This window comes from Pelagimonas sp. (assembly GCF_058892305.1).
The window spans coordinates 27,136-40,533 of the sequence record NZ_JBZXVN010000021.1 but is presented as its reverse complement, the minus strand read 5'-3'; the positions used below and the strand labels follow the sequence as shown (position 1 = coordinate 40,533).

General features: G+C 56.5%; 12 protein-coding genes. 5 read left to right on the top strand and 7 right to left on the bottom strand.

All coding sequences use genetic code 11. The annotated features are described in order from the left end of the window. Positions 1-17 precede the first annotated feature (17 nt). The 6 genes from AC5EFR_RS09655 to AC5EFR_RS09630 form a co-directional block, all read right to left on the bottom strand. A complete protein-coding gene (locus AC5EFR_RS09655) occupies positions 18-953 on the bottom strand; it encodes a 2-hydroxyacid dehydrogenase (RefSeq protein WP_493575627.1) in 936 nt (311 codons plus the stop codon). Next, positions 953-2,092, bottom strand: a complete 1,140-nt coding sequence (gene rodA / locus AC5EFR_RS09650; protein ID WP_493575626.1) for a rod shape-determining protein RodA — start codon at positions 2,090-2,092, stop codon at positions 953-955. Before rodA ends, AC5EFR_RS09655 begins: the two co-directional genes overlap by 1 nt. Continuing rightward, a complete protein-coding gene (gene mrdA / locus AC5EFR_RS09645) occupies positions 2,089-4,008 on the bottom strand; it encodes a penicillin-binding protein 2 (RefSeq protein ID WP_493575625.1) in 1,920 nt (639 codons plus the stop codon). The genes rodA and mrdA overlap by 4 nt, the downstream gene beginning before the upstream one ends. After that, positions 4,005-4,544: a rod shape-determining protein MreD gene (locus AC5EFR_RS09640; RefSeq protein WP_493575624.1), complete on the bottom strand. Its 540-nt coding sequence runs from the start codon at positions 4,542-4,544 to the stop codon at positions 4,005-4,007. Before AC5EFR_RS09640 ends, mrdA begins: the two co-directional genes overlap by 4 nt. Next, positions 4,537-5,457, bottom strand: a complete 921-nt coding sequence (gene mreC, locus AC5EFR_RS09635; protein ID WP_493575623.1) for a rod shape-determining protein MreC — start codon at positions 5,455-5,457, stop codon at positions 4,537-4,539. The genes AC5EFR_RS09640 and mreC overlap by 8 nt, the downstream gene beginning before the upstream one ends. Positions 5,458-5,586: 129 nt before the next feature. Continuing rightward, complete coding sequence (locus tag AC5EFR_RS09630; RefSeq protein WP_431374202.1) at positions 5,587-6,633, bottom strand: rod shape-determining protein; 1,047 nt, start codon at positions 6,631-6,633, stop codon at positions 5,587-5,589. Positions 6,634-6,855: 222 nt separating this feature from the next. Here AC5EFR_RS09630 and AC5EFR_RS09625 point away from each other — a divergent pair, with 222 nt between their 5' ends. Further along, positions 6,856-7,785: a hypothetical protein gene (locus AC5EFR_RS09625; protein ID WP_493575622.1), complete on the top strand. Its 930-nt coding sequence runs from the start codon at positions 6,856-6,858 to the stop codon at positions 7,783-7,785. 62 nt (positions 7,786-7,847) lie between these two features. Beyond that, the gene (locus AC5EFR_RS09620; protein WP_493575621.1) at positions 7,848-8,627 is read left to right on the top strand and encodes a hypothetical protein; all 780 of its coding nucleotides are present in this window, start codon (positions 7,848-7,850) and stop codon (positions 8,625-8,627) included. Positions 8,628-8,794: 167 nt separating this feature from the next. Here the strand turns inward: AC5EFR_RS09620 and AC5EFR_RS09615 are convergent, their stop codons facing one another. After that, positions 8,795-9,652, bottom strand: a complete 858-nt coding sequence (locus AC5EFR_RS09615; protein ID WP_493575620.1) for a hypothetical protein — start codon at positions 9,650-9,652, stop codon at positions 8,795-8,797. Between the two features lie 223 nt (positions 9,653-9,875). On the opposite strand from AC5EFR_RS09615, the gene AC5EFR_RS09610 reads away from it, so the two are divergent. From AC5EFR_RS09610 to AC5EFR_RS09600, 3 genes are all read left to right on the top strand, one after another. Further along, the gene (locus tag AC5EFR_RS09610; RefSeq protein ID WP_493575619.1) at positions 9,876-12,383 is read left to right on the top strand and encodes a GcvT family protein; all 2,508 of its coding nucleotides are present in this window, start codon (positions 9,876-9,878) and stop codon (positions 12,381-12,383) included. Between the two features lie 92 nt (positions 12,384-12,475). Beyond that, positions 12,476-12,745: a glutaredoxin family protein gene (locus tag AC5EFR_RS09605; protein WP_299921004.1), complete on the top strand. Its 270-nt coding sequence runs from the start codon at positions 12,476-12,478 to the stop codon at positions 12,743-12,745. 77 nt (positions 12,746-12,822) lie between these two features. Further along, positions 12,823-13,272 (top strand): YtoQ family protein, encoded by a 450-nt coding sequence (locus tag AC5EFR_RS09600; RefSeq protein WP_493575618.1) that lies wholly within the window; start codon positions 12,823-12,825, stop codon positions 13,270-13,272. Positions 13,273-13,398 lie beyond the last annotated feature (126 nt).

Genomic DNA, 13,398 nt, shown 5'->3' with positions numbered 1-13,398 from the left:
AAGCAGATAGGCAGGGCTTAATAGCCCGCGCTGCGATCGACAAGGTGTAAGAGTGGCTCGCCATCGACGTCGCGCCGGATGTTGGCGGCAATCACCCGCGCCGCGGTATCGGGCCGCGTGAACGAGGCGATATGCGGGGTGACCGTCACGTTTGGGTGGGCCCAAAACGGATGATCCTGTGGAAGCGGTTCGACCCGGAAGACATCCAATGTGGCATGGGCGATCTGACCGCTGTCGAGGGCGTCCAAAAGCGCGTCGTCATCAATAAGCGGCCCACGTCCGGGGTTGATGATAAACGCCCCTTTGGCGAGCAAAGCCAGGCGAGCGGCGTTTAACGTGTTCTCGGTTGCCGGTGTGTTGGGCAGCAAAAGCACAACAATTTCAGCCCCGCGCAGGGCCTGTTCCAACCCGTCTTTGCCTGAAAGGCACGACATGCCGTCGGCCTCTTTGGCAGAGCGGCTCCATCCGGTGACAGGAAAGCCCAAGGCCGCCAAGGATTGCGCACAGGCCAAGCCCAAAGCCCCAAGGCCAAGCACCGTGACGGGGCGATCTTGGGCAATTTTTGGTGGTGTGCAATTCCAGTTGCGGTCCGGGTTCACGATATGGGCATCCATACCCAAATGATGGCGCAACGCGTGGCCTGTCACCCATTCCACCATGCCTTGGGTTAGCCCCTCTTGATCGACCATCCGCGCCACCGGAACCGTCAGCGTGTCATTGCTAACAATGCCTTCGACCCCGGCCCACAGGCTGAGAACCGCTTGGAGTTTGGGGAATATGGTGAAGTCCGTGAGGTCAGCATTGGGGGCATATATTATATATTCGACCTGATCGGGCGGCATGTCACAGGCAAGGGTATAGTCGAGACCCGTGGCGTCGAGTTCCTTGCGCAATGGGGCTTCGTAATCCGTCCAGCGTTCTGCTTTGGCAGAGAAAAGTATCTGTAGTGTCACTATCGTGGCCTATGAATGTGGGCGCTTTGCACCAGTCCAAACCCCAACATCAAAACCAACATGGCCGAGCCACCAAAGCTCACCATAGGGAGGGGAACCCCGACAACCGGGGCCAATTCCATCACCATCGACATGTTGACGGCAAAATACAAAAAGAACGTGAACCCTATCCCAAGCGTCATAAGTGATGAAAACCGATCTTTGTTTTGTAAGGCAGAGAAGATGCAGAACACCACAATGAGCATATAGAGCAGCAACAAGGATATGCCGCCGACAAAACCGAATTCTTCGGCAAGGATGTTAAAGATAAAGTCGGTGTGTTTTTCAGGGAGGAAGTTAAGCCGCGATTGCGTGCCTTGCATAAAGCCCTTGCCGGTCCACCCCCCCGATCCCATGGCGATTTTCGCCTGTGTGATGTGGTAATCTTTGCCCAAAGGGTCATCGGTGTCTTCGAGAAAGGTTTCAATCCGGTCGTAGTGATAGTTGCTTAGCAATTGCCACGACGTGTCGCGGCTTTCAAAAACGCCGATCACCAAAACCACCGCTAGGGCGATAGCCCCGCCGAAATACCAAAGGCTCACCCCTGCAAGAAAAATCACCAATCCACCGCCGATCGTGATCAGCAAGGCCGTGCCCAGATCAGGCTGTTTAAAGACCAGAGCCACCGGGATGAGCAACAAGAGAATGGGGATGGCCACCCACAAAGGCCGCGAGGTTCTCTTGAGTGGCAGCCAATCGTAATAGGCCGCCAGCAAGACAACTACGGCGATTTTCATCAGCTCAGAGGGCTGCAGGCGCATAAACCCAAGGTCGATCCAGCGCACCGCGCCCCCGGCCTTTGACCCAAAAAGCTCAACCGCGACAAGCAGACCAAGACCGGCCAGATAGCCAACCACCGCCATGTTGCGCCAAAACCAGATCGGCACAAAGGCGACAAAGAACATGGCACAGAGGCCAAGGATAAAGCGTTTGATTTGCGGTTCGGCCCATGGCGAAAACGACCCGCCTGCCACCGAATAGAGCATCAAGAACCCGACCGAGGCGACGGCACAAATCAACACAACAAGCGCCCAATTGACATGAAGCACCTTGCGCCAGCCCGATGGAACGCTTTTGATATTTTGCTCGAGAAAGCTCATGCGCGTGAGTTCCGTTGGGCTTGGCGTTCTTCGCGCTCGCGGTTCAAACGGGCCTGAAGGGCCTTGATCCGTGGTCGGTCTTTCGTCGGATAGGCGTCAAGCGGCGGATTGCCCCCGTAAAGGGCCTGCAAGGTCACGTCACGCGCAATCGGGGCTGCGGCAACCGAGCCACCGCCACCATGTTCCACCACCACCGACACCGCGATTTTCGGATTGTCCCAGGGGGCGAAATTGACAAAAAGCGCATGGTCGCGTTTCTCCCAGGCCACCGATTTGTTGTCGACAACGGTCGATGACACCTGCGCGGTGCCGGTTTTGCCCGCCATGCGCATGCCATCGGCGATGATGCGCGATTTATAGGCGGTGCCTCGGCGGTTGTTGGACACCGCATACATCCCGCGATGGATTTGCAAAAGGTGGTTGGGGTTCAATCCCAAATCCACCCCGGCGCGCGACGGGGTTTCGACATGACCAATCCGTTTGACCAGACGGGGCGAAATGCTACGCCCGGTTGCAATACGCGCAGCCATCACCGCCAATTGCATGGGCGAAGTTAGAACAAACCCCTGACCGATCGAGGCGTTGACACTATCGCCGATCACCCAATCCTGTTTGTGTTTGCGCTGTTTCCACGCCTTGTCCGGCACCAGCCCGCTGGTCACTGCTGACATCGGAACGCCATGACCATCGCCAAGGCCAAGCCGCCGGGCCATCGCAGCAATCCGTTCGATCCCCACCTTAAGGGCAAGATCGTAATAATAAACGTCACAGGAATGGCGGAGGCTTTGTTCGAGGTTCATGTTGCCATGACCCGAGCGTTTCCAGCAGTGGAACTTGCGACCGCCAACTTCCATATGACCGGGGCAATAGACGGTTTCATCTGGCGCAACCAAGCCCGCATCCAACGCTGCTAGGGCTGTGACCATTTTGAACGTCGACCCTGGTGGGTAGGCGTCTTGCACGGTTTTAGAGGCTTGGGGGCGATGATCATTGTCGCGCAAAAAGGCGTAATCGGCGGTTGAAATACCATGTACGAACTTGTTTGGATCATAAGACGGGGCCGAGGCGATCGCCAGCAAATCCCCCTGTTCCAAATCCATGACCACAACCGAGGCGGACTCATCCCCCAACCGCGCCAAAGCATAGTCTTGCAGGTCGGTATCAACCGTTAGCTGTAGGTCGGGTCCGGGTTGTCCTTCTCGGCGGTCAAGTTCGCGCATAACACGGTTGGCATTGTTGACCTCGACCCGTTTGGCCCCGGCCTTGCCGCGCAAAAGGTCTTCGTATTTGGATTCAATCCCCACTTGGCCAAACTGAAACCCCGGCAGGTTAAGGACCGCCGGTGGGTCTTCGTAGCGGTTCAGGTTGCGGTCGTTGACCTTGGCCACATATCCGGCGACATGGGCGTAGAGCTCGGCCTGCGGGTAAATCCGCGATTGGCCCACTTCGGTCGACACACCGGGCAGGGCGGGCGCATTGGCGGCGACGCGGCTGATGTCTTGCCAACTGACCCGATCCGCAAGGGTGACGGGATCAAAGGGGCGCTTGGGGTTGATGCTTGCCAACGCGCGGTTGAGATCGTTTTCGTCCAGTTCAACAAGCGAAGACACGCGGGCAATCACATCGGCGACATCGTCGGTGTCTTCGGGAACCAAAACAATGCGATAGGTCGGTTCGTTTTCGGCAATGACGGTGCCATTGCGATCAAAAATTCGGCCACGAGTTGGGGGAATAAAGCGGATGGAAATGCGGTTCTCTTCGGCCAAGAGACGGAATTCATTGGCCTGATCAACCTGCATATGACGCATGCGCAGGGCCAAAACCCCGGCAAAGCCGAGCTGCGCGCTCCCTAGCAAAAGACCGCGGCGGGTGATTTTGCGGGCGCTTTCTTCGGTTTCGCGGGCTGTGCGTCTCATGTTTTGCGCCCCATCTGTTCAAACTCACCCTGTTTGCCGCGTCGCGATCCGAACGCCAGAAAACTGGCCCCGGCGATCAGGGGGTAAACCAGCATCGTCATACCAAATTGCATAAAAGATAGAGAAAGCGCTCCGGGCGAAACAATCAAGAGGCCAAGCGTGGCGCGATAGAGCAAAGTGGCAAGAAACAGCGTATAGGCGACAGTGAGCCATTCCGCCGCAAAGGTGTTTTCCCGTAGATTTCGGTCGCGCAGTTTGAGCCATTCTGCCGACAGAAGGATCAGCGCCGCCCAAAGCCCCGGAGGGCGTTGTAGCAAGAAATCCGCCAGCAACATGACCAATGCGATCAACAACATTGGCACATATTGCGGACGTCGAAGTGCCCAGGCAAAGGTGAGTGCGACCAACACATCGGGACCGGCAAAGCGTTGCGGGGTGGTCTCTAAAGGGAGCAAATGCGCAAACAGGATCAGTGTGGCCAGAACCACATAGGTCAGCCGCATGAACCATAGCTTGGCGGGGCTGCGCTCAGCCATCGCCTGAGCCCTGCCCGTCAAGTGCCGGGGCAGGGGCCTCGGAATCGGGGATGTTTTCGGGCAAAATCAAGCCGCTAGGCTGGCTCACCCGGCGTGCTCCATGATCGCGCAGCACACGCAAGAACTCTAACCGCTCGTAATCTGCGGCGAGGCGCGCGCGCAAACGCCCGCCTGGGTCTTGGGCCACCTGACCGATCAAAAGACCGGGGGGAAAGACCTCGCCATCGCCAGTTGTGACAATGCGGTCGCCGGGGCGCACCTGACCGGGGTCTTCAAGGAAATCGATCGGTGGTGCGGCGGAATTGTCGCCGACAACCAAAGCGCGCTGGCCGGATGGCAGTATTTCAACCGGGATGCGCGAGTTGGTGTCGGTTAGCAAAATAACCCGGCTGGTATTGGCCCCAACACCGGCGATCCGACCGACAAGGCCGATACCGTCCATTGTCGCCCATCCGTCAACAATCCCATCGCGAGAGCCAACATTGATGAGAACCGACTGGCGGAACGGCGAGCCGGAGTCGGCCAAAACGACGCCGGTGATATAGGTGAGGCGCGGGTCAAGCCGGACGTTGTTAAGGTCGCGTAGACGGGCGTTTTCCTGTTCAAGCTGCAAGGCGGCTTCTTTCCAGGCGGTCATTTGGCGCAACTCGCGGCGTAACTCTTGGTTTTGCTCGTGGATGCTTTGATAGCTTTGGAAATCGCGTAGGATTTTAACGGTGGCGGTCACCGGGGCCATGGCCCAATCCATACGGGGCACAACTGCGTCCACCACTTGGGCGCGCATGCGTTCAACCCGTGGGGAATCGATGCGCCAGAATAGAAAAAGGACAAGAAAACACAGCGTCAGGACAGCCAGAAGCAGCCGCTTGAGCGGGCGGGTGAAATCCTCGCTTGATCCACGGTCCTGAGCCAAGCGGCCTCCGTCCTATTTCAACGTCTTTGATCTGTTTTGCGACCTAAAGGCGCGCGGAACAAGATTTTTCCAAAAATCTTGCAAATTCCGTGCACGGAATTTGGGTGCGCCCAGATCAAAGCTCAGTGATTAGCTGTCATAGTCGATGGCATGGGCGAGCTGTTTTTCATATTCCAGCGCCTTGCCGGTGCCCAAAGCCACACAGTTCAATGTTTCGTCGGCGATGGACACGGCAAGACCTGTTTGCTCACGCAAGGCCAGATCAAGATCGCCCAACAATGCGCCGCCACCTGTAAGCATGACGCCACGATCAACAATATCGGCTGCCAAATCCGGAGGCGTCGCCTCCAACGCCGTCATAACCGCTTCGCAAATCGCCTGAACTGGTTCACTCAAGGCTTCTGCGATCTGGGCCTGACTGATTTCGGTTTCCTTTGGCACACCATTCAAAAGGTCGCGGCCGCGAATTTGCATTGAACTGCCGCGCCCATCATCGGGCATCCGTGCGGTCCCGATCGAGGTTTTGATCCGCTCAGCGGTGCTTTCCCCGACCAACAGGTTTTGCTGACGGCGCAGGTAGTTGATGATGGCTTCGTCCATACGGTCGCCACCAACCCGGACCGAGCGCGCGTACACAATATCGCCCAGAGACAGAACCGCAACTTCGGTGGTCCCGCCGCCGATATCGACAACCATGTTGCCGGTTGGGTCGGTGATCGGCATCCCGGCCCCGATGGCCGCGGCGATGGGTTCGGCAATCAAACCGGCTTTGCGTGCCCCAGCGGACAAAACAGAATTTCGGATCGCGCGTTTTTCCACCGGGGTCGCCCCATGTGGAACGCAAACGATGACTTTGGGGCGCGAAAATGTCGACCGGCGGTGCACCTTGCGGATGAATTCTTTGATCATCTCTTCGGCGGCGACAAAGTCGGCAATCACACCTTCACGCATCGGGCGGATCGCTTCGATGCTACCGGGGGTCCGGCCAAGCATCAGTTTGGCGTCTTCGCCAACCGCCAGTACCTTCTTTTGTCCGTCCTTGACGTGGTACGCGACCACGGAAGGTTCCGAGAGGATAACCCCTTTGCCTTTCACGTAGACCAACGTGTTGGCTGTTCCCAGGTCGATGGCCATGTCCGATGAGAACATGCCCATGATACCGTCAATTCCAAACATTCGCGTACTGCCCCATAGACTGCAAGGCCCGCGACTCTGCTAGTCCGGACCAGCTGTTCTTATAGGGGGGTCCTGCGCAATGGGGAAGGGTGGCAAGCCATCAAATCAGCATGAATTCGCCGCACCGCGAAAATGCGCTGGAAATGTCCTGTCTTAGCCATTTTTCTGCCCGCATTGGTTGATCTACCGTCAGCGTGTCAATTTTCTACTGACGAGGTCGCCGTGCGTATCGCTATCGCTATTATTTGTGGATTTATTGGGATTGTGAGCTCCTTCGGGATTGCCGATTATTCGATCCAAGCAATCCAATCCGGTCAGGGGCTTACCGGATTTGGGCTTTCTGGCTGGGTGAATTCCGTGGCGGAACGTGGACAAGAGGCCGCCGAGAAACGGCGCTCTGAACAGCAAGTTGCTGAAAAACTAGGCAAAGACATGCGTGACCTTTTGCCCGCAGCGCCGCATGGCTGGCGCAGGCAATCCTGGAGTGTGACACAATCCAAGATCATGCGCGGACAATACCGGGGGCCAATTCCAAGTCACGATGAGTTGGAGAAACTTGCGGTTGACGAGTTGGCACCAAAGTTTTCTGCCTTTGCAGATGAGATGAATTCCTATTCCGGGAAAAAATTCGCTCGCCGAGAGGCCAAGCAAACCTGGGTCTATGTCCAAGGCAAAGAGCGGATTGCGGTGCGCATTCGCCAGATTGAAAAGCCGCGCAAAGCCCGCACAATGACCGAAGTTGCCTTTAACCGGATGCAGAAACACGAAAATTGGGACAAGGACGACATTGCCTTTGCCCGTATTCGCGGCGTCGTTTTTATCGAATCCGTGAGTGATTTTGAGCACTTAGCCTTTCGCACCATCGAGGCGGATATGATTGTCCCCGATGGGTCCAGCATTCGCATCACTATCAAAGCCCAAGCCAGTGACCGGTCCATCAAAAAGATTCTGAACGGCATCAATCTTGGTCGAATTCGCCAGTTTGCCGATCCCGGCAATACGGCACCGACTATGGCGGCGGCGTCCGATGCGGTTCGAAAACGCCGAGAGGCCGCGTTGGAACGCGAACGCGAATTGTTGCGCACCGCCGCGCGTGACCGCGCCCAACACCGTATCAACATCGAAGCCAACGCCGAGCGGTTTTCACGCTAAGTGACCGTGAACTAGGTGATCAGCCTTCGGCAACCATCTGATTTCGAACGAGGTGTTTGAAAATGTGGAAATACATTGTACTTGCCGCCAGCATTCCAACCATTCTGGTTCTGGCCTTGGGCATCGATTTTGCCATGTTCCGCGCCTATGCGACGGCGTTGAAACGTCCGGCCGGGGTGGTGGCCTATATCGAAATGCGCACCGGGGCCGAAACCAAACCTTTGGCCGCCCCCTTGATGGCCACCGTTACCCCAATGGGAAGCAAAAAGGATTTGGCCCGCCAGATCGACGCCATTTACCCGCCCGCTCCTGTCGGGTGGACCAAACGCAAATTTGTTGAGGCCGATTTTTGGAAACTCTTTCCCGAAATGGCATTTTGCGCCGGGCGCAACGCCAAGCCGACAATGGTCGACATGATGGATGGTGACCCAGAAGGGTGCCCCTTGAAACCGGGGGAAACAGGCGCGTGGGTTTACGAAAAAGGCCATGAGATCGTCGCGCTGCATATCAAATATATCCGCGAAAAACACGAAGGGCCGCGGGTGTCTTCGGGGCCAAAACCGTCGATCGTGACAAGCACCTTTGGCGCGGATTACTACAATAGCGACTACCCGCAATTCATGCACTACAACAACATCAAGTTCGGGACCGTTCCAGCCAAACATTGGTATCGGGCGGGTAAAACGTCGAACCGGACCAAGATGATTTATGGGCGCGGGACAGGAGATGGCAAACTGCACAGCTTCGCAATCGCGCGCGCCTCCAATGAGGCGATCAAAAAGATTTTGATGCAGATAAACCGCGATATGGTGGCCAGCTTGTTAAAACAACCGCAAGCCTGAAGCCGGGCCAGCACGCAAGTCGAAACCGCAGCGCAACTTTCATGGTTTGCTGCGGTTTTGTTTTGGGCGCGCCGTCCTTCGTTGTCACGCAACAAAATCACCCGGTGCGGATGTGGCACCGGGTGATTTCGTGTCGGGACGTTCTGGGGCACGCATGTGGGCTTGGACTACTGACCAACCTTGCAAAACGTACCCTGACCGCATTGGGCGTTGGGGCGGGTGACGCGTGGCTGTTGCCCAGAGGAAACCAACACGGGTTCAGACATGTCCAGCGGCTTTGGTGATGGCGGTTGGTGCCCCTGTGGCAAGGGAAAGTCGGCCAAATCGCGAACGCCGCTGAGATCAACATTGGTTAGGAAACTCCGCACCATCTTGTCCGAGGCGCGGGTGGTCAACACAAGGGACACGTCCTTGATTTGGGCTTCGAAGAACCGCAACTCAAAGGGCAAATCCCCGTTTGAGGCGGCGTCAATTGGCCCCGAGACCTCGGACCATGTCAGGCCCTGAAAAGTGCCATAGCTTGATTTGCGATCAATCGTGTCAAAATGCGCGTCGACACGACGAAACGCGTCGCGCCATAGGGGGCTATTGATGGGTTTGGTTTTGTCGTTGATCCAAAGCCCAATGCCATGGGGCCCCTGTTCGTAAAACACGGTTGTATCGGTGTGATAGGCTTGAAAAAGCTCTAGGTCGGACGTGTTTGGATCGTCAAACTGGGTCATCCCGGCAATCGCATGATCCACATGTTTGGTGTAAAGCGCGTATTGCTGGGCGCTATACAAAAGATCATCGGCCCAAGGATCCCAATCATAGGCCGCCCATCCGGCTGGGGCGTTGGGCAAAGCATGATAGACCATCGACGATTTGCGCAACATCAGGCCAATCGCCCCGCCGCTGTCGCCAAATCGGTCATACAAAGACACGATGTATTGTGGTGCGCCAAATTCGCTTTCGGCCTTGCTCCATTGCAGGCTGTAGTCGGTAGCGAACACGCCAAGCCCAACCAATCCTACAATCGCCGTCATTCCTATCGTTTTAACCAAAGACATCATCTACTCCAAAAACAATAACCTGCCGCCAGACTGACGCCAAATGAGGACAATTGTTGGGCGTGGATTTGGAAACTTCCGATCTTTGACGGTTTTCACGGCCTCGCAGGTCGTTTTCACACCTTAACCGGTCGGGCTGGCTCTGCTTGCTTTGGGTGGGCGCGCTATTGATTTGGTCAATTATCCGGGGAGATAGCGCATGAAAACCCAAGTCAAAGCATTGGTTGTCGGCGGCGGTGCCGTTGGAACATCTATCGCTTACCATCTGGCCAAGGCGGGCTGGGATGATGTGATGTTGATTGAGCGGGACGAGCTGACCTCTGGCTCAACTTGGCATGCGGCGGGCCTTTTGCCGCTGTTCAACATGTCTTATGCCACGACCCATATCCACAAATATTCGGTCGATTTCTACAAGCAGCTTGAGGAAGAAACCGGGTTGAACGCCGGATTTGCGGTGGTTGGCAACCTGCGCATGGCCCAGACCGAAGAGCGCATGGATGAATACAAGCTCTATGCGTCAACGGCGGAAACCTGCGATGTCGCCTATGAATGGCTCACCCCCGATCAGATCAAAGAGCGTTGGCCTCTGATCGAGACATCCGACCTTAAGGGCGCGATTTATCATACCGAAGACGGCTATATTAACCCCGCCGATGTGACCCAGGCTATGGCCAAAGGCGCGCGCCAACGCGGCGTTGATATCGTGCGCAAGATGCAGGCCGATGCGTTCCATTGGACGGGCACTCATTGGGAGGTCACCTGTACCAAAATGGTCGAAAAGGGTGGCAACCTTGTGCCGTCGGACGAACAGGTTGTGATCACCGCCGAACATGTTGTCACCGCCTCGGGCAACCACGCACAGCGCACCGCCAAAATGCTGGGCATCAAGATGCCCGCCATCCCGGTTGAACACACCTTTATCGTCATGGACAAGGACCCAGAGCTTGTGAAATGGCGCGAGGCGGGCAACCCCGAGCATCCGGTTGTGCGCGACGCCGACAATGAATCTTATGCCCGCGAAGAGCGTGGCGGCTGGATTTTGGGCATCTATGAACATGGCGCACCGGCGCGCTTTGAACATAGCGTCCCCGATAGTTTCCGGGCCGACCTGTTCCCGCTCGATCTCGACCGGATTGCCGATCAATACATGGCGATGGCCGAACGGGTGCCGTCCTGTGCGGATTCCGGTCTCAAGGACGATTTCAACGGCCCGATTTGTTATACCCCGGATGGCAACCCGCTGGTTGGGCCCGCGCCGGGCCTTCGCAACATGTGGCTTGCCGAAGGCTTTAGCTTTGGCATCACGGCCGCTGGCGGCACCGGGTATTACCTCGCCCAGATGATGGTCGATGGCGAGGCCGAGATCGACATGGCCTCGCTTGATCCCAAGCGCTACTCCTCAAGCTGGATGACCACCGAATTCGCGGCGCGCAAGAACGAAGAGTGCTACGAACACGTCTATATCCTGCATCACCCCGATGAAGAGCGCGAGGCCTGCCGCCCGCTGCGCACCGGCCCGGTTTATGACCGTCAAAAAGCGCTGGGTGCGCAATTTGGTTGGGTCAACGGTTGGGAACGTCCCAACTATTATGGCCCCGTTGATGCGCCGGACAATTTCGACAAGGAAAGCCGGTCGTTCCGTCGCGGCGGCTGGTGGCAGCACGCCGTCGAAGAGGCCAAGGCGATCCGCAATGGTGTTGGCCTTGTTGATGCCTCGGCCTTTACCAAACATGTTGTCAAAGGCCCCGGTGCGACGCAATTCCTCGATTGGTTCACCTGCAACAAACTGCCCAAAGTTGGCCGGATCAACCTGACCTATGCGCTGACGGCTGCGGGCACTACGCGCACCGAATACACCATCGTGCGCAACGGCGAGAACAATTATTACCTCGTCTCTGCAGGGGCTTGGACGGAATATGACGCCGATTTTCTGCGCAAAGCCGCAGAAGATAAAATGGACGAATTCGGTTACATCGAGATTCAGGATGTCACCACGCAATGGGGTGTGTTTGCCATCGCCGGGCCAAAGTCCCGTGATGTGTTGAACGAACTCATCGTGGATGCCGATCCCGCCACGGCGCTGTCCAACAAGCGGTTCCCATGGCTGTCTGCGCGCCAAATCGAACTGGGTATGTGCCCGGTCAATGCCATCCGTGTTGCCTATACCGGCGAACTGGGCTGGGAATTGCATCATCCCATCGAAATGCAGACCTATCTCTGGGATCAACTCATGGCCGCAGGCGAAAAACACGGCATGAAACTGGTTGGGGCGCGGGCGCAAAACTGGCTCCGTCAGGAAAAATCCTATCGCGCCTTTGGTACCGAATTGGGCCGCGACGCCACCCCGGCCGAGGCCGATCTGCCGCGCTTTATCGACCTGTCCAAAGACTTCCACGGCAAACAGGCGATGCAAGCCACCGGTGTTCGGGTTAAATGCTGTACCCTGTTGATCGACGGGCCTGCGGACGCCGACCCATGGGGGCGCGAAGTGCTTTATACGCCCGAAGGCACCCGCGTTGGTCGCCTTACCTCGGGCGGCTATTCGGTGCATTTCGAAAAATCTATCGGCATGGGCTATGTCACCCCGGAATTGGCCGTCGAAGGCACCAAGCTTAAGGTCAAAATGCAAGACAAGCTGTGGGACGCCACCGTCACCTGCGACAGCCCCTATGACCCGAAAAACGAGACCATTCGCATAAATGGCTAAGTGATCCGGTTAGGATCACCAGAACGTGACAGATCGGGGCTTGCTTTGGCGGGCCCCGTTTCCTTTGTAAGGATCTGTTCAAGGAGATCACGATGCCCAAAGCCGTTTTGTACCGAATGGAATTGCCGAACTACACTTGCGGCTATGGCACCGCTGCGCGCGATCTATTGCGCAAAGAAGGTTTCGAGATCGAAGAGCACATCTTGAGAACGCGCGACGAAACCGACGCCTTCAAAGACAAGCATCACATCGCAACAACGCCTTTGATTTTTATCGACGGTCAAAAGATCGGCGGATTTACCGACCTGCGCGCCCATATCAAAGCATCCAAGCCCAAGAAAAAGCGGTTTTGGCAGCGGTAAGCCCCGTGTCAGATGCGTGATTGCCAATCTGGCGCGGGCGGCTATCTTACCGCAAAATCCAGCGAAAAGGCCTTGCTATGACATTCCATGTTTACCTCAGCGGCGAAATTCACACCGATTGGCGCGAACAGATCATCAATGGGGCCGATGGCCTTGATGTGGTCTTTTCGGCCCCCAACACCGATCACGCGGCATCGGATGACTGCGGTGTTGCGATCCTTGGGGCCGAGGACAACAAATTCTGGCATGATCATAAAGGCGCACAGATGAACGCCATTCGGACGCGCAAGATGATCGAAGAGGCGGATGTTGTTGTGGTGCGTTTTGGCGAGAAATATCGCCAATGGAATGCCGCCTTTGATGCCGGATATGCCAGCGCGCTGGGCAAATCGCTTATCATCTTGCAACAACCAGATCACGATCACGCCCTCAAAGAAGTCGATGCCGCCGCATTGGCCGTGGCGCGCACACCCGACCAAGTTGTGCAAATCCTGCGCTACGTCCAAACCGGAGAACTCCCGGCGTAATCGCATCTGACGTTATGTCTATGAGGGAAACCTGTATCTAAATTCCCTCTTTTCCAAATACCCTGTTGCGTGGTCAAAGTTTGCTCGTGTTAACTATGCGCGCGCAGGCGGTGGGCCTGCTCTAAT